The organism is Mariniflexile gromovii (assembly GCF_017814435.1).
GTDB lineage: Bacteria > Bacteroidota > Bacteroidia > Flavobacteriales > Flavobacteriaceae > Mariniflexile > Mariniflexile gromovii.
This window is the reverse complement of sequence record NZ_JAGJCB010000006.1, coordinates 81,395-105,770: the sequence shown is the minus strand read 5'-3', so window position 1 is coordinate 105,770 and position 24,376 is coordinate 81,395. Positions and strand designations below refer to the sequence as shown.

Sequence of the window (24,376 nt, the reverse complement as noted above, 5' to 3'; positions counted from 1 at the left end):
GAAAATGATAAGAAATTTAATAATAATGATGGTTTTGATGTTGACATTTACCAACGTAAATAGTCAAAATAATACTTTAACACCACCTTTACCACAAGAGCATATTTATAAAATAATAGGCTCTGATACTTTAAAATTAAGTGTGTACCATCCCGAAGGCAAAAATAAAAAATACCCAACCATCGTCTTCTTTTTTGGAGGCGGATGGAACGGAGGCAGCATCACACAGTTTGAAGACCAAGCAAAATATTTCACTTCTAGAGGCATGGTATCTATTTTAGTGGATTATCGCGTGAAAAATAAACACAAAACCACACCGTTTGAATCTGTGAAAGATGCAAAATCGGCCATGAGGTATATTAAACTAAACGCAAAAGAATTAAAAGTCGATACAGATAAAATGGTTGCAGCAGGAGGTTCGGCAGGAGGCCATTTGGCAGCAGCAACCACCATGCTTTCAGGTTTAGATGAAGAAGGAGAAGATCTGTCCATCAGCACAAAAGCCAATGCGTTGGTGTTGTTTAATCCTGTTGTTGATAACGGACCGGAAGGCTATGGTTATGAGCGTATTGGTGAGCGTTATTTAGAATTTTCGCCTATGCATAACATTAAAAAAGGCGCACCACCTACTATTTTCTTTTTAGGCGATAAAGATAAATTGATTCCAGTGGCAACAGCGGATGCATTTAAGGCTAAAATGGAAGCCGTAGGAAGTAGATGTGATGTGTTTATTTTTGATAATCAAGAACATGGATTTTTTAATAAGGGCAAGCAAAAGAACGATAGATGTTACATTGAAACGGTATATGAAGCCGATGTGTTTTTAGAGTCTTTGGGGTATATACAAGGAAAACCAACAATTATAAAAAATTAAAATTATAAATGACAAGAGTAAGTATTTTATTGATAACCTTAGTCGTGTTTTTTTCGTGCGCAGCACAATCAAAAAGCATCGAAATTTACGTGTCACAACAAGGTTCTACAAGTTCAAACGGTAGTAAAGAAAAGCCATTTGCAAGTATAAAAGATGCCATTGCTAAGGCTACTCAATTAAGAGCCAATAATACTCAATCGGGTATTGTTATTCATGTTTTACCTGGTGAATATCATTTATCTGAAGCCGTAAAAATTCCTGCATCCTTAAGTGGATTGACTATTAAAGGCACCGATGCTTCCGAAGTGCGTATAAAAGGTTCCGTGGTCTTAAATCCTAAATGGAAAAAGTTCAATGAATGGATGTATGTAACATCGGTTCCCAAAAATCTAAATTTCGACCAACTGGTAATCAACGGAACACCGCAAATTTTAGCGCGTTATCCAAACTATAATGAAGATGGTCACTACTGGCAAGGATTTGCTGCCGATGCGATTTCTAAAGAACGCATTGCCACATGGAAAAATCCAAAAGGCGCTTATTTTCATGCCTTGCATAGTGGTAGATGGGGCGGATTTCACTTTGAAATTACCGGAGTAAATGTAGATGGTACGGTTATTTTGGAGGGCGGACATCAAAACAACAGAGGCTCTAAACCCCATGAAGAATACCGCATGGTAGAGAACGTTTTTGAAGAACTGGACAGTCCTGGCGAATGGTTTTTAGATAAAGAAAACAGCAAATTGTACTATTGGCCAACCGAAAATGTACAACTTAATACTGCGAAGGTTGAAGTCGCTGTACTTAAAGATTTGATACAAGTCGTTGGGACTTTAGAAAATCCTGTAAAAAATATCACCATTAGTAACATCACTTTTGAACATACCCAACGCACCTTTATGGAGGAATTTGAGCCTTTGTTAAGGAGCGATTGGAATATTTACAGAGGCAGTGTGGTGTTTTTTGAAGGTACGGAAAACTGTAAAGTGATTGATAATGAATTTACCAATTTAGGTGGAAACGTTATCATGGCTAGCAAATACAACAAAGGATTGGAAATTATAGGAAACCATATTCATGAGTGTGGTGCTAGTGCAGTTTCGTTTGTAGGCGATCCATCTGCGGTACGTTCTCCATCTTTCAATTATGGAAAATTTGTTCCGCTTGCGGAAATGGATACGTTACCAGGACCAAAAAATGAGTTGTATCCACGCGAATGTTTGGTGAAAGATAATTTAATTCACCGAATTGGTAGAACCGAAAAGCAAACCGCTGGTGTTCAAATTTCTATGGCTATGGATATTACAGTAAGCCACAATAGTATTTACGATGTGCCAAGAGCAGGAATTAATATTGGCGATGGTACTTGGGGCGGACATATTTTAGAGTTTAACGATGTGTTTAATACCGTATTAGAAACTAGCGATCATGGGTCGTTCAACTCTTGGGGACGCGATCGTTTTTGGCACCCTAAACGTGACGAAATGAATAAACTTACTACAGAAATTCCAGATATGTACAAGTGGGATGCCATAAAAACAACCATCATTAGAAACAACCGTTTTCGTTGCGACCATGGTTGGGATGTCGATTTAGATGATGGGTCTTCAAACTACCATATCTACAATAACTTGATGTTGAATAGTGGTTTGAAATTGCGCGAAGGGTTTAACCGTGTGGCAGAAAATAACATTATGGTGAACAACTCGTTGCATCCCCATGTATGGTTCGCTAATAGTGAAGATGTCTTTAAACACAACATTGTAGCCGATACCTATCAAGATGTTGGTTTGTTAGGCTGGGGAAAAGAATTGGATTATAATTTATTTCCAAACGAAGTGTCTATGATGAAACCTCAAATTTATGATAGAGATACACACAGTGTGTATGGCGACCCCATGTTTAAAGATCCTGCAAATTTAGATTTTAGTGTTGCTGAAAACTCACCAGCGCTAAAAATCGGATTTAAAAATTTCCCAATGAATCAATTTGGGGTGCAAAAACCAGAACTGAAAAAAATAGCTAAAACACCAGAGGTTCCGGTGATAAAAGATCCATCGGAAAAGAAAAGCAGTCCTGAGGTTGCTTGGTTACGAAATAATATCAAAAGTGTGGATTCCGAGCAAGAACAATCGGCTTACGGTTTGAATTCTGCCGAAGGTGTCATCATATTGCGTACCTGGGCACCAAGTCCTGCAGTTCAAAATAACGGTATCAAAAAAGGTGATGTTATTCTTCAAGCTGATGGCAAAAAAGTAAAAAATGTTCAGGATTTTTTCAAAATAAACGTCGAAAATAAAACAGATAAAATGGATTTGGTAATCATGCGAAATCAATCGGAACAAAAAATTACAATCAACACAAAATAAAAGTAGAATTATTAATAACAACGAATGAAAATGAAAACATTAAGGCGGTTAAGTATTTTGGTATTGGTTACCATGTTAAGTGTGAATACTGGATTTTCACAAAGTAAATCAAAAGTTAAGAAATTGTCTGATGACGAGCGTATGGCGTGGTGGCGTGATGCTAAATTTGGAATGTTCATCCACTGGGGTGCATACTCCATTATTGGTGGAGAACGCGGTACTAAAATTGCTGGCGGTGGTGCCGAATGGGCCATGGATAAATTGGATTATACCATTGAGGACTACGAGAAATTTCCAAAAATGTTCAATCCCGTATTGTTTGATGCCGATGCTTGGGTGAAAATGGCAAAAGATGCCGGTATGAAGTATATCGTTATTACATCTAAACACCACGAAGGTTTTAGTTTATGGGATTCAAAAGTCACAAAATATGATGTGATGGACACCTCACCATTCAAACGAGATATTATTAAAGAATTATCCGAAGCATGTAAAAAACAAGGCATTGTATTTTGTTTTTACTACTCTATAGTCGATTGGCACCATCCACAGGCACAAGGAAACTTGTACCCAAACTACAACATTTCACAACATGACGATCCATCAGTTGTTAACCCAGAATTTCCAAAATATTATGAAAACTATATGAAACCTCAGGTAGGCGAATTATTGAAAAATTATGGTGATATCGGGGTTGTTTGGTTTGATGGTGACTGGATTTCAGATTATACCACAGAAATGGGTAAAGACCTTTATAAATTCATTCGTGATATCCAGCCCAACACTATTGTAAATAATCGAGTTGATAAAGGAAGAACAGGAATGGACGGGATGAACAATAATCCAGGTGAGTTTGCTGGTGATTTTGGTACACCTGAACAAGAAATTCCAGATACCGGAATTGATACAGATTGGGAAGCATGTATGACTATGAATGGCACTTGGGGCTATAAACCAGCCGATAATAACTGGAAAAGCAGTGAAGATTTAATTGAAAAATTAGTTGATATTGTTTCAAAGGGCGGAAACTTTTTGTTGAATATAGGTCCTGATGGCTACGGAAGATTTCCATCTGAAAGCATCCGTCGTTTAGATGCTATGGGGCAATGGACTAAGAAAAACGGCGAAGCTATTTATGGAGCTTCTGCAAGTCCTTATGAAAAACCAAAATGGGGACGCTATACTAAAAAGGATGGTGTATTATACGCCCATGTTTTCGATTGGCCAAAAGATGGTTTGTTAAAGCTTCATAAAGACATTAAGTTTAAAAAAGTGACCTTATTAACGAATCCAGGTGTTGAATTAAAAGCATTGGGAACATCTAGTGATGTATTGGTTGAAGTGCCTATGCTAGCACCAGACAATCCTGTTACTGTTGTTAAAATAGAGTTGTTAAAATAAGATCAACCAAGTAGATTTAAAAAGTAATGAATAAGGCTGTCTGAAAAGTGTAGTTCTATGTCATATTGAGCTTGTCAAAATATTTCAACTAACCGGTAATCAATATCGGTTTCGACAAGCTCAACCTGACAAAGTAAGTATAATACACTTTTTAGATAGCCTTATTTTGAATAAATTAAAACGGCAGTAATTATTAAAACAAACTTAGTTAATTAGTACTTGTTGTTACATAAAATCAAAATAATTTAAATAAAGATAGAAGATGAATGTTTACAAGAAATTAATAATTATCGTAGTTGCTTTTGCTTTAAATATTGGTGTTGGGTTTTCTCAAACAATTTCTTATGAAAAACCAGAATGGGGAGCGTATACAGAAGGGGAAGATGGCTTTTTATTAGCACATGTTTTTAATTGGCCAGAAGACGGAAAATTGGTTATAGATAGAGCGATTAAGCCAAGAGAGGCAAGGTTACTTTCAGAGCCAGATAAGAAAATAAAAATAGTATTAATTGAAGATAAATTAACCGTTTTATTACCCGAGAAAGCGCCTGATGCTCAGGTTTCGGTTGTAAAAATTCAATTAATACCTAATGATGATTGGGCAAATTTAAAAAGGTATAAAAAGGCTAACATGGAACTGAAAGCTCCGGATAAAAAAGAAAACAGAGTGGTATTCATGGGGAATTCCATAACTGAAAGATGGGTAGATTTCAATCCAGATTTTTTTACTAAAAACAATTATGTAGGTAGAGGTATTAGTGGGCAAACCTCATCACAAATGCTTTTAAGGTTTAAACAAGACGTTGTTAATTTAAAACCCAAAGCCGTAGTTATTCACGCAGGAACTAATGATATTGCAGGCAATACAGGACCCATTACAATACCTGAAATTGCCGAAAATATTTTCTCCATGGCAGAAATTGCAAAAGCCAATAACATAAAAGTGGTATTAGCTTCGGTACTGCCCGCAAGTAGTTATTCTTGGAGTCCTTCCATAGAACCTATAGAAAAAATCAGCGAGCTAAATTCATTAATTAAAAACTACGCCAAGAAAAACGGTATGGTGTATTTAGATTATTATTCATCCATGGTAAATGATGAAAAAGGCTTGAAAAAGGAATATGGCAGAGATACCGTGCATCCAAATTTAGAAGGCTATCATGTAATGGAACCTTTGGTGATAACAGCTATTAAAAAAGCATTAAAATAAACGTTGTCATACTATGATGATAAAACGCCCCTTATTACTTTTAATTTTCTAAGGTATTAAGGGGCGTTTCTTTTAGAACCAAATATTTAAATTATGAAGTATTCTGTTTTATTGATGTTTGTGTTGTTGCTTTTTTCATGCCATGCTAAGAAGGAAGTTGCAAAAAAGAATGTGTTAATTATTTGTATTGACGATTTACGCCCTGAATTAAATGCTTTTGGAGCAACATATATCAAATCGCCAAACATAGATCAATTGGTAGCTTTAGGTGTTTCTTTTAATCAACATTATGTGAATTCACCTAGTTGCGGGCCATCCCGATACACGTTTTTAACGGGACAATATGGTGTACAGTACAGAGGTGATAGTAATGAAGCTTTATTTTCCAGAGCAGAAGAAATGGATAGTGGAGGTGAAAAGATAGCACCCAGTATGCCAGAGTGGTTTAAAAAAAATGGCTATACTACGGTGTCCGTTGGTAAAGTATCTCATCACCCTGGGGGAAGAGGCGGTAAGGATTGGAACAATGATTCCGTTATTGAAATGCCCAATGCGTGGGATAAACATCTCATGCCAGTAGCGGAATGGGAAACCCCCAGAGGTGCTATGCATGGGCTTTCATATGGAAAAACGCGAGATTCCAATGATCGTGATGTCTTCGAAACCGTCGATGGTTTAGATACCAGTTACCCAGATGGATGGATTGCTGAAGAAGGCTTAAGACAATTAGAGACATTAGCTTCATCCAAAAAACCATTTTTTTTAGCTATTGGACTGATAAAACCACATTTGCCATTTGGAGTTCCTAAAAAATATTTAGACTTATATGATAACGTTACTTTTCCTTCAATACCACACCCGGAAAAGCCAGAAGGTATAACAACATGGCATAATTCCAATGAATTTATGAACTACAATCGCTGGGGCAAAGACCCGAGGGAAGATGGAGATTTTGCTTTAGAATTACGCAAATACTACGCCGCATGCGTTAGTTATGCCGATAAACATGTAGGTGATATTTTAAAGAAATTGAAGGAAACAGGTGCCGATAAAAACACGATTGTGGTACTTTGGGGCGACCATGGTTGGCATTTAGGTGAACACGCTATTTGGGGAAAACATAGTTTGTTTGAAGAATCTCTTCGTTCGCCTTTAATTATTTGTAATCCTGAAATGACCAGAAAAGGAGAGAAAATCGATGATATTGTAGAGTCTTTAGATGTTTTTCCAACACTTTCAGACATGTGTCAGTTACCTAAACCAGAATTTGTTAATGGTAATTCTTTATATCCTTTGATGAAAAGCAAAGAAACTAAAAAGAGGGCGGCAGTCGCTTATACAGCAGAGGCAACCACAATTAGAACTGATAAATACCGCTTCACGCAGCACAAGAATGGCGCAGTAGAACTTTATGACCACATTCATGATGGCGAAGAAACCAAAAATATAGCAAATCAAAATCCGGAAATTGTTAAGGAATTGAAACAATTATTGAATGACAAATTGGGTGGTGAAGCGTTTAATTGGAACAAGTAATATATAATTACTCATAATTTATAATCATTGAGTTATAGTTTATATCAATTGATTTTCATAATTGGTAATATTGAAAAAGAAATAAAACTTCTAAATCTATATTATTTTAAAAAATGAAAAAATTTATAATCATTTTTTTGTGTCTTGCAACTTTTCATATATCGGCACAAAAAAGAAATTATCTAATCTATACCGATGAAAATATTGCAAGGTTAAAAGATCAAATTAAGACCGATGAAACAATAAAAAGCGATTGGAATGAGCAATACAAAAAAGCTAAGGAATTGCTTAAAAAAGATAAACTAAAGTCAACCGATGCGCTTTTATTAGGATTGGTTTATAGAATGACGGGTGAAGAAAAATTCGCCAGTAAACTAAAGGGATTACTTTTAGATTACGGGTCTAAGAAAACCTGGGAAGGCAGTACCTTGCTAAAAAGAAATCCGCCATGGCAGGGAGGATTAGGAACCTCGCATACAAGTTATGACATTGCTGTGGGCTTTGATTGCATTTATAATTATTTAACAGTACCTGAAAAAGAGCAAATTGCTAAAGACATTGTTCGATTGGGCATCACACCTGCAAGATATGATTGGTTAGAGCCCAATACCAATATGCATACCTACGATACAATGGGGCATAACTGGTGGAGCGCTTGTGTGTACATGTCTGGTCTGGCATCATTGGCTGTTAGGAACGAAATACCTGAAGCTAAAAAATGGGCGCAAGATAGTCATGAATCTTCTGTAGAATGGTTGAATTTCACAGGAAGTGTTTTACAAAATAAGCCACCTACTTTCGATAGGGATGGCGGTTTTTATGAAAGTGTTGGTTACGCTGCTTATGGTACATCTCAATACTTACTATTTCTTTATGCTTATGCCAATGTGTTGCCTGATGCACCAAAAATAGAATCGTCTGTAGTTGATAAAATTGGCGACTTTTTTATAAACACTACCTATTTTGTTGAAGGCGGAAAGGATCTTGCAGTCAATTTTGGCGATTCTAAAATTATAGCTAATGGAAATAGAATTGTAAGGCTACTTTGGAATTTAGGATATCAAAACAAAGATTATGCTTGGTATATGAATCATGTTACCAACGCTGAACATAACGATTCAAGTTCAGCCGAAGCTTTAATTTTAAATCCAGGATCAGCCATAAAGGATGCAACTATTTCATCAAACCGACCTAAATCAACATTATATCAAGATATGGGTTGGGCAACCATGCGAAACTCTTGGGATGACAATGCTTCCATGTTAGCCGTAAAATCTGGATTTACTTGGAACCATGCCCATGCCGATGCGGGTTCGTTTATTTTATTTCACAAAGGAAAAAACTTAATAATAGATTCAGGGACAGGTAGTTATTTGAATCCGTTGTTTACCGAATATTATTGCCAAAGTGAAGCCCACAATGTGGTGATGTTCGACGGCAAAGGACAAAATAGAAACGACCCCTACTTTGGCAGCGTTAATTCTGGTTCACTTCATAATTTAGTTGAAGGGAAAGATTTTAAATACCTGTTGGCAAATGCTACGGGACCTTACTCGCATATTTTAGCGCGCAATTATCGTAATTTTATATGGGTAGGCGATGTTATTTTAGTGATAGATGATTTGTTGGCTTATGAACCTGGACAATTTGAATGGTTGTTGCATTACAATGGCGAATCTACCTTAAAAGGCGGTATCGATTTATCCATTAAGGACGGTGATGCGAAGGTATTGGTACGTCCGTTATTCCCAGAAACCTTTCCTCCGGGTGGTGAGCGCCCTCATGATTTTCCTGAGCATATGCGATTAAAGGAAAAGATAGGGTACGAAGACCATCATCCAGATACTCAAAAACCATATTGGTCCATCAGTCATTTTGAAAAAACAACAAGAACAAAATTTGTAACGACTATTACTCTGGAAACACCTGAAAACGTCAAAAGCCTTCCAATAATTACAAAGGAAGAAGGTAAAGATTATCAAAAAGTTTCCATCACCCAAAACGGAATAACAACCGTTGTGTATTTTAATTTATTGGCAGATGGCCGATTGAAGCACCGAAATAGTTTAATAAACATAGAAGGTTGGGATACTGATGCTTATTTAACGGTTTTGAAATTTAAAGAAGGTGCAGACCAAAGCAATATCCAAAATATCGAAGAATTATTTATTGGACATGGAAGCTATTTACGTCGCGATGGGCAGGTTTTAATCCATTCACTTTCTAAATACACGGCATTGGTTGAAGATTTTCAAACAAATCAAAATGTTATTTTTCAAGGACAACCAATCGCAACATTTAGTTTGTTCAGTCCAAAAAGCAAATCATCTTTAACTGTGAATGCAAGTGATAAAAATGGAAGTTATGATGCTTCAAACAAATTGATTAAAATTAGATTGTAAAATGATAATAAAATTTGACATACAACAAAAAAGGTTGCTTTAACGTGCAACCTTTTTTGTTGTATCAAAATAAATTATTCATCTTAAAAAACATGTACATCTCATCATGTATTTCACACCGTGTTTTTTTTTATAAAATCGCCTATAATTTATAGTTAATGAGACATAATTTATAGTTAAATTATTATAAAAACAGGAAATTGCACATTTAAATGAAAAAGATGAAATTTCCCCCAAAATATTGGATTTTTTTGTTGCTAATTGTAGCTTTTCCTTTAGTGTATGGAATACAAACCGTCACTAAAAAGTAATTAAACATAAATAAATCTTTAAATAAAGAAGTGATGCGTGGTTCCGTTTTTATATTAATATTTCTTTCCATAGGATTAAACCAAAGGCTATCAGCTCAAACTTTTGATGGCTATCATTGGCAAACATTAAATTGTATTGGAGAACCCGTAGAACGTCATGAAGCTGCTTTTGTAGAAGTTGAAGGTAAGTTTTATTTGTTAGGGGGGCGCCGAATTCAAGAGGTTTCTATTTTTAATCCAAAGACGAACACATGGACTTCAGGTGCTAAACCGCCCATGGAATTGCATCATTTTCAAGGAGTGTCTTATAAAGGGAATGTTTATGTTGCAGGTGCCCATACTGGTAAATACCCCCATGAAACTCCCGTACAAGATGTTTTTGTTTATAACCCTAAAAACGATACATGGTCTAAAAGTTTCAAAATGCCAGAAGATAGGCTAAGAGCTTCAACCACCGCAAGTATTTATAAAAACAAGCTTTATTTAACAGGAGGCATTATTGATGGGCATTGGGATGGACATGTTAATTGGTTTGATTGTTATGATTTTAAAACAGGTAAATGGGAAATACTTCCAAATGCTCCTCGTGCTAGAGATCATGCTACATCGGTGGTTTGTAATGATAAATTATATGTTTTAGGAGGTAGGGTTACTTCGGGCAAAATAAAAAAGGTGTTTGAATTAACCAAAGGAGAAGTAGATGTGTTCGATTTTAAAACAAGAACATGGACTACTTTAGAATCTAAAGTGCCAACGGAACGCGCCGGCTGTACTGCGGTAACTATTAAAAATAACATTCTGTTTGCAGGAGGCGAAAGTACAGTTCAAAAAGAAGCACATAATGAATTGGAAAGCCTTGATACCGAAACAGGTACATGGAGTACTTTACCCAGTTTACCGGAAGGCAGGCATGGAACCCAACTTATTTGGTATAAAAAGAAACTTTACATAGCTTCTGGTTGTGGTAACAGAGGTGGAAACCCCGAGTTAAAAACCATATTAAGTTTTAGCGATAAATAAGAACAATAAACGTAAACATATGAAAAAGATACTAGTGTTAATGATGCTGATTTCTTTAGGAAATTGGTCTCACGCTCAAATTCCGCTTCCCAATAATTTGGAAGAAGGATATCCACGCATGTATATTACCCAAGCTGGAAAAAAGAATCTTCAAAAAACAATTAAGAAAGAAACTTGGGCTCAAGAAGTACTTAAAGGTATTCATGATAGGATAGATGTGTATGTACAGCGTCATGTTCAAGACCCAGAATGGATGGTGTCTCGTTTACAAATGCATTGGAAAACAAAAGCGACCAACATTTATGTTGATGGTATAAATTATTCGCATGCTGATGGTGAAGCACCTGTTCCTACAGTTCGTTTTGTAGGTTCTCGCGATTATACAACATCTTATGGAACACCAAAATTAGAAGATGTTTTACCGTATATGGATGACCCTCGCGGTTTATATTTACCTAACCGTAGTAAAGAGGGCAGCCCTTTTGAGTGGGTAGATCCTTCTAAAACAGGAAGAGTCATTTATTCCATTAATGAGCAAATAATTGAGTTGGCGCATGATGCTGCCTTTATTTATTGGTTAGAAAATGATGAGCGTTATGCTAAGTTTGCTTATGATATTATCCATACCTATTTAGAAGGCATGTCATATAGAAGTGAACCCATCGATTTGCTCAATGGGCATATTCAAACGCTTGTTGGTTTTACTAATTTTCAAGTAATACATGAAAACGTCCTGATTGACGTAGCCGAACTTTATGATTATTTACATCAATATATTGAAGCGTCACATGCTGAAAATATCCCCATGTATGATAAAACCATTAAACGATGGACAGACCAAATCATAAAAAATGGGGTGCCTCAAAATAATTGGAACTTGCACCAGGCTAAAATTATTTTAAAAGCTGCCATGGTGTTGCAGGATAATAAAAACTATGAAGACAAAAAAGGACGTGAATATTATATCGATTATATCCTGAATAAAACTTCTGCACGCCAATGGTCCTTAAATAAATTTATGGAGTTTGCTTACGATTTTAATACGGGTGTTTGGGCCGAATGTCCAGGGTATGCACAAGGCGTTACAAAAGATTTAGTTCATTTTATTAGTGATTTTGATAACACATTCAATCACAATATTTTGCCTTACACGCCAGTAATACCGAAGGCTGTAAAAATGCTGCCCCAATATTTGTTTCCTAACGGACAAACCGTGGCTTTTGGAGATTCCAATTATGGAGGCATTGGAACTGATGCGATTACCGATATGATACGTATGGCACAAAAAAATAAGAACGAAGCTTTAGAAAAAGAATTTACGGGCATGTATCATTTGTTTGTAAAAGATTCTGAACGTTCTGGTAGAGGTGGCGGAAAGCCAAGAGCTAATATATCTTCCTTTTTTCAAAGCAAACCGTTGGAAATCAATCCTAAATATCCAGCAGGCGATATGAAAGATTACATCACTCAAACCTTTTATGCACCTAATGTAAGTTGGCATGTGCAACGCATGGGCACTGGTAAAGATGGCATGATGGTGTCATTAAATGCCTCATTGGGTAACCATATGCATGCCAATGGCATCAATATGGAGTTGTACGGAAAAGGTTTTGTACAAGGGGCAGACCCAGGAAAGGGTGCGGGTTATTTGCAACCTATTTATCTAGAGTTTTACTCCCAATTTCCAGCGCATAATACGGTGATGGTAGATGGTGTTTCCTCCTATACCGAAATGTTTAGTAACCATGCCTTCGATTTAATGGGCGAATATCCAAAATCTGAGCAAAAAGATGGTTATTATCCAAACATCACCTATTCCGATGTTTACTTTTTAGAACCCGAAACACGAAGCGACCAAAGCAGATTGGTAAGTGCCATAAAAACAGGAGCAACTACAGGGTATTATGTGGATGTTTTCCGTTCAAAAAAACAACGTAAAGGCGATAAATTCCATGATTATTTCTATCATAATTTAGGTCAGAGTATGGAAGTTTTAGACGCTTCTGGGAAACCTTTAAACCTGTCTCCATCCGAAGGTATGGCGTTTGCTGGGGGTTATCTGTATGCTTTTGATTATCAATGGGATAAAAAATCCATCAAAACAAACAACGATTATCAAGCACAATGGAAAATTGATAGGCCAGAGGGTGAAGAAGATGTGTTTATGAATCTTTGGATGAAAGGCTCTGAAAACAGAGAGATATTTTCATTGAAGTCGCCACCAAATAAAGCGTTTAAAGGAAACTCTGGTTTGCCTTACGATGTGGATAAAGCACCATATTTAACCTTTAATGCACGCCAATATGGGGAGGCTTGGGAGCATCCTTTTGTATCCGTTTACGAACCATTTACTTCAACAGATGGAAAAAGTGTTACATCTATAAAAAGTTTTGAAGATGAAAACGGAAGTAAAGATTTTGTAGGTTTAAATATTATGAGTACATCTGGAAGAGCGGATTTAATTTTTTCTTCAGTTAATAACAAATCAGCAAAATATAAAGAGATATCCACCAATGCAACATATGCGTTAATTGGAAAAGAGAAAAACGGTGATGCTGTTCTATTTATGGGGAATGGCACCGAACTTAGCACAAAAGATTTTATCATTTCAGCAAGTGAAAAAGGAAATGTGGTACTTGAAATAAAAGGAGGGAAATTGTTTTTAAATAATGAAGTTCCCGTAACAATAACCTACAACAACAAAGAAAAGCAGTTTAATGTGGGAGCTTTTCGAGTTATAGACTTAAATTAAAAATAGCCTAAACATATGGTTATGAATATTAAAATGAAAACACTAATTAGCATTGGGTTCTTTCTCTGTTTTATGGGGGCTTTTAGCTATAATAATCCAGAAAGAGACACTTTAAATATTGCTGAATATTTAAAACATGCCGATGGCGATAAAATATATCCTTCAGCAAAACAAATGGAGATGCTTAAAAAAGTGATGCCTAATGATGCATATAAGGCAGCACCTCAAATAACCGATCGCGCCTATTGGGATGCTATGGCGGCTACATCTTCAGGTAAAGTGTATTTAAATAAAGCAATGTCCTTATTGGATGAAAAACCTGAAGTGCCTATTTCAGATGAAATATATAGAAGAGCCAATAAAGAAGGCAATCGTGGAATTTATAAACCGAGGTATTACAGAACCATGGATCGTTTAGAGCATTTTATTTTAGCAGAATGTTTAGAAAATAAAGGACGTTTTTTACCTCAAATAAACACTTATGTTCAAGCTATTATGGACATGAAGTCGTGGCTACATCCCAATCATGATGATAACAATAACGGTGTTTTAGAAGGAAAACGTGTGACGATAGATTTGGGCGCCCGTAAGTTTGGGGGTGTTTTAGCTATAGCGGAATCACTTTTAGGAAATTCACTTTCTCAGGCGATGCGCACCGAAATTAAGAAGCAATTGCAATGGCGTATTACCGATTCCTATTTAAAAAGTTGTAAACTTAACGATAAAAATAATACTTGGATTAAGAGTACCAGCAACTGGAATTCGGTTTGTACAAGTGGCTCTGTATTGGTAACCATTATAAATTCTAAAAGTGCTGAAGAACGTTTGGCAGCCGTTGGGTCTTCAATAAACAGCATGAAATATTATATAAGTGGCTTTGGTGATGATGGGTATTGCTCCGAAGGATTGGGATATTGGGGTTATGGCTTTAACCATTACTTGTATTTGGCACAAATGCTATCCGACTATACCGAAGGAAAAATAAATTTATTCAGTTTTGATAATCCTGAAAAATTAAAAAGAATAGGAAATTTTCCTGAGCATTTCGAAATTCAAAATGGTACCTGCGCCCCATTTGCTGATGGCGTTTCGCATACCGAAAGCAGTGGCAGCAATTTTGCTGAGATGCTATCTTCAAAACATTATGGCGCCATCAAACCTTCAGAAATTAGAATGGAGGAAGCTGTGGAACAAATTATAGCGTGGAATAATCCAGAACTATTCAGTGTGAATAATGAGAGTGAAACTCAAAAATCAGAATTAAATGGTCATACGTATTTTGACGATTTTGGTATGGTAATTTCTCGTGGCAAACAAAAAGTACCATTTTCAATAGCCATAAAAGCAGGGCATAATGCCGAAAACCATAATCATAGCGACGTAGGAACCTATATTCTTATTTTGGATGAAGATTTCATGTCTGGTGATATTGGTGCGCCATCATATACCGCAGGATCATTTTCTAAAGACAATAAAGCGCGAAGTTCTTGGGGGCATCCGGTTCCTCGAATCAATAATACATTACAATCGAACGGAAGGGAGTTTGAAGGAAAAATAACGGAAACTATCTTTGAAAATAATTCAGATAAAGTGGTTATGGATATGAAGGCTGCTTATGAATTACCTATGTTAAAATCCTTGACCAGAACCATGGTGAATGATAAATCGGGTACAGGAACTATAAGCGTGCAAGATTATTTTGCTGCTTCAGAACCAGTAACCTTCGGAACGGCGATTATGACGTACACTAAATATGAAATCATTGATAATCATACGGTTATATTAACTTCGAAAAGTCAAAAAGTAAAAGCTGAAGTTGCAGGTATTGGAGGTCAAATAAAAATTAAGGATGAACAAGTACCTGTTAAAAGTTTACGCGAAGGAGGTACTGCATATAGAATTGGTATTGATTTTGAGAAACCAATTAAAGAAGGAAGTATTGTAATTAAATATACACCAGTGTTAGGTAACATATGAAAAAACTACTTTCGTTAACAATTTTACTTATTTCAAACTTTTGTTTTGGTCAGTTAAAGGCGGTTATAATTAACAGCGAAACAAAGGAAAAAATTCCGTATGTAAATATTTGGGTAGAAAATGAAAGTATCGGAACGACATCAAATGAAAATGGAGCATTTGAATTAAAATTTGAAGGTCGAAAAACTATTGTTTTTTCAGCAATTGGATATGAAACAAAAAAGATTTCTTCTGATGCTATTAAAAATAGTCTTGAATTAAAACCACTCATTACCGAGCTAGACGAAATTGTTATTAATTCAAAAAAAACGTCTAAAGAATTAATCATTGGTAACTTAAAACAAGATAAAATACCTACTTACTATCCTGGTTATGAAAATCCTTGTATTGTCGCAAGATTTTTTGAATATAAAGAGTCTTATAATAAAACCCCATTTTTAAAAAAAATCAAAGTTTTTACGGATAGTAAAGTTAAAAACTCAAAATTCAATATTATATTTTATGATATAAATGATAGAGGGGAACCTTATGGTTATGTCTATAATAAGAATATAATAGGAGTTGCAAAATATGGAAAAAAAACAACTGAAATTGACATATCGGATTTAAATATAAAATTTCCAAAAAAAGGATTTTTTATCGCTATCGAATGGCTAATTATAGAATCAAATAAATATGTATTTAGATACAGAGAAAGAGATTCAAATATATGGATAGAAAAAATTATGTACGCACCAGCATTCTTAGGGATTGCTAGTAATTCAGACAAAAAAAGCAGCTGGTTTTTTGATCAAGGAACATGGAAATATTACTTAAAACAAGAGAAGAATAATGGTTACTTCAATGGCAAATATCCGGAATTGGCAATTAAACTAACATTAACGAATTAAAATACTGTAGGCAACAAGACCATTAAGTAACATTTAAAATCACCATGCAATCTGATGACTAAAACTATATATTTTATTCTTTTTTTTTACTTGATTTTTTTCAAATTATCGGCTCAAATAAATTTGAATGGGACAATTTATTTTAACAACGAACCCCAGAGTAATGTAACGATATACCTTAATAACACCACAATAGGAACTATTACAAATAACAATGGAGCGTTCAATTTAGAGATAAAAGATGGTGTTTATCAATTAATAATTTCGCATATAGGATTTAAGACTATAAAATATAATTTTGATACTTCTACTTACACAAAACCACTTGTTTTTTCACTGTCAGAAGAAGAATTTGTATTAGATGAAGTTATTATTAAAGGTGAAAAAAACAATTTTAAATGGGAATATAATTTTTCCGTTTTCTTTCGTGCATTTATTGGTGCTAGTGAGTTTTCAAAATTTTGTACTGTACAAAATCCAGAGGTTTTGTTTTTTGAATTTGATTCAGAAAACAGTATTTTCACGGCAGAAGCAATTGAACCATTACATATAAAAAATGAAGCTCTAGGCTATGATATATTCTACGATTTGAAACACTTTTCAATAGAAAACCAAATCACTAACTATTTAGGGTATTCTTATTTTAAAGCATTAAAAGGTGATAAGAAGAAGTGGATAAAAAATAGGTTAAAGGCTTATAATGGTTCTCAAGTACACTTTTATAAAAGCCTTTTGAAAAATTCATCAAAAGAAGAAGGTTTTGTTATAAATGAATTTGTGCGAAAGAAAAATAAAGATAGACCTAGTGAAGAAGAAATATTAAAAGCTAGAAAGGCAGTATCTAAATCGAATGCTACTCTTAATTTGTCAAGAAAAATTGACATACCTGAAAATGCGATAGATTCAGCACTAATTATTTTAAAAAAGGCAAAACTGCCAAAATATATTGACTATTTAGATAAGGCTGAAATAGCGTCTTCAGATATCATTTATAAAGAAAATAATACAACTTATCTTCAGTTTGACAATAATTTAAGAATTACATATCTCAGAGAAAATGAAGAAAAAGGTTATATTTTAAGAAATCCATCTAGTAAACCCCGTAAAGCGTTTCCACAAACATCGAACATAATTCCATTAACAGAAAAATTTATAGTTTATCCACAAGGAATTTTAGCTAATCCATTAGATGTTTTATATGAAGAATATTGGTCTTATGAAAAGTTTGCACATTCTTTGCCTCTTGATTATGAACCTAATAGTGAAAATTAAAAAAAAAACGCTGCCTAACACAGTAAAAAAAAATTGCTAGTTTTATATAAACCAAAGTTAGTTGCTCGTTTGCTAGCTTCTGATTTTCCTTCGGAAAATCCTCGCATACAAACACGCAACTTCCATACATAAACGAATTAAATATAAACAAACAAGAATATTCATTAACTATAGAACGATATTATGAGGAATTATATTCAAGTTAGAACAAATTCATTATTAAGTAGAGTATGTTTCATGTTTTTACTGTCACTAATTAGTGTGTCTGTTGTTTATGGTCAAAACCCAGAAGAACAAGAAATTTTAAATACTTTTAAGAACCAAGAAGCAGTAGTCTATAAAACGGTAGATGGGAAAGAATTAAAAATGACTATTTTCTATCCAGAGGCTGATAAAATGAAACAAAATAATCCGTGGATGCTTTATGTTCATGGCGGTGGTTGGGCAGGAGGCACTCAATACAATATATTTAGAAAAGCGTTTCTTGGCACTTTACAATCCTTAATTGATAATGGAGTTGTGTGTGCTACTATTGAATACAGGTTGGCCAAGGGGAAAACGAATGCTTATGATGCCGCTGTAGATGCCAAGGATGCGGCTCGGTTTCTTTTAAAACATGCAGAAAAATACAAATTGGATAAGGAAAAATACGGTGTTTGGGGTGGTTCTGCTGGCGGACATTTAAGTTTGGTAACAGCTTTAGGTAAGGATCCTGATTTTAAAGGAGACCCACAATTATCCAATTATTCCCTTAATTTTAAATGTGTGGCTTCGTATTTTCCTTTTACATCATGTTTAAATCCAGATTTAAGGCCGGGTTCTATTTTTGAAGATGGAAAGCTTTTTGAGCGTCTTTTAGGAGCACCATTAAGCGAAAAACCGGACTTGGCAAAGTTGTTAAGTCCAACAGAACTTTTGGAAGAAAATAGTCCGCCCATATTGTTGTTGCATGGCGCTGAAGATCCCGTGCTTCCAATTATTAATTCTACCTACATGGTGGAAGTAGCAAAAGAAAAAAATGCCCATGTAGAGTTGTTGACCGTTAAAAATGCAGCACACAGTTTTAATGGAAAAAATATCGCGCCTTCCATCGACGAAATCAACGATTATGCTACCAATTTTATACTTTCTCATTTAAAATGAAGAATATGAAAACTTTTAAAATAGCTTTATTATTCATTGGGTTTATTGGCTTGGAATTATCGGCGCAAACCACGATGCAAGTATCATCTTTATCAGAATTATGTGAAGCTGTAAAAAACAGTAATCAGAATATTATTTTGAAACCTGGTAAATATGACCTTACCGAACTTCCGAAAGACCAAAGGAAAATTCTTTGCTCTGGCTCTAACAATATGATAGATTTGTCTGGGGTTTATGTAAATGCACCTGTTGGTTCCACAAAACAGAGTTACATCGTTATTACGGGTAATCACAACACTTTTAAAGGAGGTGCTTTTGAAGATACTTATGTTAGCGGATTAGATGAAGTAACAGATTTTAGTGCTTACAATCAAGAACGATCTACCTTGGCAAGTGGCTTAAAAGGGCAGGCAGTTTTGGATGTTAGAGGTGATGATAACTTAATTTTAAATATAAAGTTAACGGTAAGAGGTTCGTTTCCATACGGTTATGGAAGCATCTACGGAATAGGGCGCGATAATGTGTTTGGACTGGATAAACGTTGTGGTATCTTGTTAAAAGGCAAACGCAATGTCATAGACAGTTGCGAAGTGCAGCAAAGAGCATTTGGTCATGGCATTTATATGCAGGAGCCAGCAGATGCATCGGTTATAAAAAACACACTTGTGGAAGGCAGAATGCGACCAAGCGCCGATTTATATATGGAAACCAATCCAGTGGATTTGCCCGTTAGATCCAATTATAAAACCAACAATGAACCAATTCCTAAAAATGTCATGTATCCCCTTTCCGAAGATGGTATCAGGGTCTATACACATGGTGGCAGTGTGACGGTTGAAAATTGTACCGTCAAAAAAATGAGAGGTGGTATCAGGGTTTATCTGGCTAGCAGTGCAACCGTTACCAACTCTACGGCAATTGATTGTGGCGCTACAAATTATAATTTACCGCAAGGTGGAAAAATTACTAATTCATCAGGAAACTTTACTTATGCACCTTTAAGTGATTTTAGGCTATCAAAATCGAACCAGAATATTGAATTGACCATTCTTCCATCGCCAAATGCGGTTGGAGACCATAATGTTGCCGATATTTTAGGGAACAATCACACCATTGTTTTTCATCGAACTGAAGGGCCTATGGATACCAATTTGCGACCCATTGTAGTAAAAAACAATAATTCTACCATCAAAAATGAAACTGAATATCCAATTGTTTTAGAGGCATCATCAAGAGGAAACACTGTTGTAAGTTTAGGTAAAGTTACAGACCACGGAACCAACAACAAGGTCACTCAAATAAAATAGAATGGAAGGCTGAAGCGTCTTAAAAAAGTAATATTCACAATAATTCCAGATACGTTTTCAGCAAGCAAACAAAAATCGAATTTTGGCAATTTCAGTACAGATGGGTGACTCTTCAAATAGCTTGTTAAGTAGCGCATTTAAGAATGGGAAACAGCAAATAAAAAAGCTGTAATGGTTTAAAAAAATCAATTTGGAAACAAATAAGTTATAGTTTATAGTGTATGACCTATAATTTATATTAAAAAAATCACAAAATATTAATTTCGTTATTAGTAATATTCTTCTTTTAGAATAAATATAGTCATGCCTTAAAGTCAAGATATTTTTTGAGTTTATGGTATGATGAATTATAAATAAAGATTAATAAATAATAAACAAAGAGTTGATGAAAATTATATTAAAGATTTTAATATTAGTAGTGCTTCTAAATTGTAATGCGCAAGACAATAATAATCTTAAACTTTGGTACAATGCCCCAGCAGCCAATTGGAACGAAGCCCTTCCTTTAGGAAATGGTCGTTTGGGCGCTATGGTTTTTGGAAACCCTTCCAACGAAAATATCCAGTTAAATGAGCTTACATTATGGGCAGGAGGTCCTCATAGAAACGATAATCCAGATGCTAAAGGAGCGCTTTCAGAAGTTAGGGAATTATTATTTCAAGAAAAATATGATGAAGCCCACCGTTTGGCGAATGAGAAGTTTATTTCTAAAACATCACACGGGATGCCTTATGAAACAGTGGGGAATTTAAGGTTGAATTTTGAAAATCAAGAAAACGTTTCAGATTACTACCGTGAATTGGATATCGAAAAAGCCATCAACACTACCACCTATACCGTAGATGGTGTTACCTACAAACGTGAAATTTTCACTTCTTTTTCCGATCAGGTGATTGTAATGAAAATCACAGCAAATAAAAAAGGGAAAATCAGTTTTAACGCTACGATGGATCGACCAGAGCCTGCAAAAGTCTCCGTATTTACAGAAGCCAATGGCGTATTGGTTATGACAGGGTTTGGAGGTGATAATAGTTTTAGGTTATCACCGGGTACTCCGGCAATTAAGGGTATGGTAGAGTTTGATTCTCGTGTAAAAATCGTTCCAGAAGGGGGAAAGCTATCGGCAAAAAACAATCAATTAAACGTTTCAAAAGCAAACAGCGTAACGCTTTATATTTCTATCGCTACCAATTTTGTAAACTACCAAGATGTGAGTGCCAATGCCCATAAAAAGGCAGCAGATTTTATAGCGAAAGCTGAAAAGAAAAATTACAAACAGTTGGTAAACGACCATACCAGCTTTTACCAAAACTATTTTAACAGAGTGTCTTTGGATTTAGGCACTTCTGAAGCTGCAAAAAATCCAACAGATGTGAGGATTAAGGAATTTAGTACCGGATTCGATCCTTCATTGGCTGCTTTGTATTTCCAATTCGGAAGGTATTTGCTAATTTCTTCCTCACAACCAGGGGGGCAACCAGCCAATTTACAAGGTTTATGGTGTAATGATTTAACACCACCTTGGAAAAGTGCTTATACCGTAAACATAAACACAGAAATGAATTACTGGCCTGCCGAGGTTACCAATTTATCTGAAATGCACGAACCGTTAATTCAAATGGTACGGGAATTATCGGAAGCTGGTAAAGAAACGGCCAAAGTGATGTATGGCGCCGATGGTTGGGTTACGCACCACAATACCGATTTATGGAGGATTTGTGGTCCTGTAGACGGAGCTACTTGGGGCATGTGGCCAACAGGTGGTACTTGGCTAACGCAGCACGTATGGGATAAATTTATGTTTAATGGCGATTTAGAGTATTTAAAATCGGTATATCCTGCCATGAAAGGTGCTACAGAATTCATCTTAAGTGTTTTAACACCAGAACCTAAAAATGGCTGGTTGGTAATTGCACCGTCAATTTCTCCAGAACATGGCCCGAGTGTACGTTCCAAAAATGTAACTATTGAAGCAGGCACGACAATGGACAATCAACTGGTATTCGATATGTTCACCAAAACCATCAGTGCCGCTAAAATTTTAAATGTTGATGCAGCATTGATATCCAAAATAGAAAATGCATTACAAAAATTACCTCCAATGAAGGTGGGGCAGCACAATCAATTACAAGAATGGATGCAAGATTTAGACGATCCAAAGGATGACCACCGCCATGTATCGCATTTATACGGATTGTATCCGTCCAATCAAATATCACCTTATAGACATCCAGAGTTATTTCAAGGGGCTGAAAATACGTTGATTCAAAGAGGCGACCCATCAACAGGATGGTCCATGAACTGGAAAATCAATCTTTGGGCGTGATTATTAGATGGAAATCACGCCTATAAATTAATGGGCGATCAAATAAAATTAGTAGGCAGACCAGATTCTCCAAAAGGAGGTGGTACCTATCCTAATATGTTAGATGCGCATCCACCATTTCAAATTGATGGTAATTTCGGATTTACTTCTGGTTTAACCGAAATGTTGGTGCAAAGTCATGATGGCGCCATTCATTTAGTTCCTGCTTTACCCGATGTTTGGAAAGATGGAAACGTAACAGGATTACGCGCTAGAGGTGGTTTCGAAATTAGTGAACTCGAATGGAAAAACGGCGAAGTAGTGAAGGTGGTTATAAAATCAACTTTAGGCGGAAACTGTCGCGTGCGTTCATATAATGAATTAAAACTTCAAAATGGAAAGCAATTAGCAATAGCATCCGCTGAAAACACAAATTCATTTTATCAAGTGCCTGAAATCAAAAAGCCTTTGGTATCGGACAAAGCCAATTTACAAACGTTTAAAGTACCATCGGTATATGAGTATGATGTAGCTACTGAGGCAGGACAACAGCTAATCTTAATTAAAAAGTAATAGATGAGAACAATTTTATTTTTTCTTTTGGTTCAAATAAGTTTTTCAGGTGCAGCTCAGCATTTAGAATTACCCTTGTGGAGTGATACTGTTCCAAATTATCAGGAAACTGGAGAGGGAGAAATTAGGGTTCAGGAAGGTGTTTTAAAGATTAGAAATGTAAAAAAGCCAGGTGTTGAAGTTTTTATACCATCAGAAAAAATAAGGAATGGACAAGCAGTGATTATTTGTCCAGGAGGTGGATATGCCATAATGAATTGGGATTGGGAAGGTACCGATATTGCCAAATGGTTAAATTCACAGGGCATTGTAGCAGTGGTTTTAAAATACCGTTTGCCTCATTCAAAATCAAATATCGTTTCATATAAATCGCCTATATTAGATGCGCAACGGGCAGTTCGTTTAACTAGACATCATGCCAAAGAATGGGGGATAGATTCCTCAAGAATCGGTATAATGGGGTTTTCTGCAGGTGGGCATTTGGCGGCAACACTTGCTGTTCATTACAATGAAAAATATGCAGAACCAACTGATGGTATTGATTTATTGAGTGCAAGACCGGATTTTTCGGTTTTAGTCTATCCTGTTATAACTTTTAAAGATGATTTTACAGACCCTGGCTCAAGAAGACGCTTGTTAAACAATAATTTAGATGAAAAATTAATCCAACATTTTTCAAGCGAGTTGCATGTAAATACAGAAACACCACCTGCATTTATCATGCATTCAACAGACGATACGGGGGTTCCAGTACAGAACTCACTTAAGTATTACGAGGCATTACTGAATAACAAAGTTGAGGCTGAAATGCATCTATATCCTATGGGGTGGCATGGCTACGCCTTAGCACGCGATAACGCCTATCTATCTACTTGGACAGAGCGATTGGAAGCTTGGTTAAAACGATATTAAATGGATGGCTTTTGAAAAATAAATTGATTTTTAATGAAAAATGATACATTATTCATTTTGATTGTATTGGTGGTTTTGTGTTGTCCTAAAAATCGAAATCCATTTTGTCAAGCTCAGTAAAT

15 protein-coding genes and 1 pseudogene are annotated in these 24,376 nt (G+C 35.5%); all 16 read left to right on the top strand.

Translation table 11 applies throughout. From position 1 onward, the window contains the following. The first annotated feature begins 4 nt into the window (after window positions 1-4). The 16 genes and pseudogenes from J8H85_RS08485 (at window position 5) to J8H85_RS08415 (ending at window position 24,254) form a co-directional block, all read left to right on the top strand. Window positions 5-874, top strand: a complete 870-nt coding sequence (locus J8H85_RS08485) for an alpha/beta hydrolase (RefSeq protein ID WP_245243769.1) — start codon at window positions 5-7, stop codon at window positions 872-874. 8 nt (window positions 875-882) lie between these two features. Beyond that, window positions 883-3,243: a PDZ domain-containing protein gene (locus J8H85_RS08480; protein WP_209654545.1), complete on the top strand. Its 2,361-nt coding sequence runs from the start codon at window positions 883-885 to the stop codon at window positions 3,241-3,243. A 30-nt stretch (window positions 3,244-3,273) separates the two neighbouring features. Next, entirely contained in the window at window positions 3,274-4,644 is a 1,371-nt protein-coding gene (locus J8H85_RS08475; RefSeq protein ID WP_209654543.1) for an alpha-L-fucosidase, read from the top strand. A gap of 262 nt (window positions 4,645-4,906) precedes the next feature. Then, a complete protein-coding gene (locus tag J8H85_RS18925; RefSeq protein ID WP_245243768.1) occupies window positions 4,907-5,854 on the top strand; it encodes an SGNH/GDSL hydrolase family protein in 948 nt (315 codons plus the stop codon). 93 nt (window positions 5,855-5,947) lie between these two features. Further along, on the top strand, window positions 5,948-7,390 hold the full coding sequence (locus J8H85_RS08465) for a sulfatase (protein ID WP_209654541.1): 1,443 nt from the start codon (window positions 5,948-5,950) through the stop codon (window positions 7,388-7,390). Between the two features lie 113 nt (window positions 7,391-7,503). Then, complete coding sequence (locus J8H85_RS08460; RefSeq protein WP_209654539.1) at window positions 7,504-9,792, top strand: heparinase II/III domain-containing protein; 2,289 nt, start codon at window positions 7,504-7,506, stop codon at window positions 9,790-9,792. Window positions 9,793-10,136: 344 nt separating this feature from the next. Continuing rightward, on the top strand, window positions 10,137-11,123 hold the full coding sequence (locus J8H85_RS08455) for a Kelch repeat-containing protein (RefSeq protein WP_209654536.1): 987 nt from the start codon (window positions 10,137-10,139) through the stop codon (window positions 11,121-11,123). Between the two features lie 19 nt (window positions 11,124-11,142). Beyond that, window positions 11,143-13,875 carry a hypothetical protein gene (locus J8H85_RS08450; RefSeq protein WP_209654534.1) on the top strand — a complete coding sequence of 911 codons (2,733 nt, stop codon included), beginning with the start codon at window positions 11,143-11,145 and terminating at the stop codon, window positions 13,873-13,875. Window positions 13,876-13,908: 33 nt separating this feature from the next. Next, window positions 13,909-15,852, top strand: coding sequence for a hypothetical protein (locus J8H85_RS08445; RefSeq protein ID WP_209654532.1), 1,944 nt, complete (start codon window positions 13,909-13,911; stop codon window positions 15,850-15,852). Further along, window positions 15,849-16,742 carry a carboxypeptidase-like regulatory domain-containing protein gene (locus tag J8H85_RS08440; protein WP_209654530.1) on the top strand — a complete coding sequence of 298 codons (894 nt, stop codon included), beginning with the start codon at window positions 15,849-15,851 and terminating at the stop codon, window positions 16,740-16,742. Before J8H85_RS08445 ends, J8H85_RS08440 begins: the two co-directional genes overlap by 4 nt. Window positions 16,743-16,796: 54 nt before the next feature. After that, window positions 16,797-18,014, top strand: coding sequence for a carboxypeptidase-like regulatory domain-containing protein (locus J8H85_RS08435; RefSeq protein ID WP_209654528.1), 1,218 nt, complete (start codon window positions 16,797-16,799; stop codon window positions 18,012-18,014). A 183-nt stretch (window positions 18,015-18,197) separates the two neighbouring features. Continuing rightward, window positions 18,198-19,157, top strand: coding sequence for a prolyl oligopeptidase family serine peptidase (locus J8H85_RS08430; RefSeq protein WP_209654526.1), 960 nt, complete (start codon window positions 18,198-18,200; stop codon window positions 19,155-19,157). A 5-nt stretch (window positions 19,158-19,162) separates the two neighbouring features. Continuing rightward, a complete protein-coding gene (locus tag J8H85_RS08425; protein WP_209654524.1) occupies window positions 19,163-20,464 on the top strand; it encodes a right-handed parallel beta-helix repeat-containing protein in 1,302 nt (433 codons plus the stop codon). Window positions 20,465-20,849: 385 nt separating this feature from the next. Then, window positions 20,850-22,946: pseudogene (locus J8H85_RS08420) on the top strand (glycoside hydrolase family 95 protein); the annotation flags it as partial. Window positions 22,947-22,952: 6 nt separating this feature from the next. Then, the gene (locus J8H85_RS18920; protein WP_379936986.1) at window positions 22,953-23,342 is read left to right on the top strand and encodes a glycoside hydrolase family 95-like protein; all 390 of its coding nucleotides are present in this window, start codon (window positions 22,953-22,955) and stop codon (window positions 23,340-23,342) included. Between the two features lie 3 nt (window positions 23,343-23,345). Beyond that, complete coding sequence (locus J8H85_RS08415) at window positions 23,346-24,254, top strand: alpha/beta hydrolase (protein WP_209654522.1); 909 nt, start codon at window positions 23,346-23,348, stop codon at window positions 24,252-24,254. The last annotated feature ends 122 nt before the right edge of the window (window positions 24,255-24,376 follow it).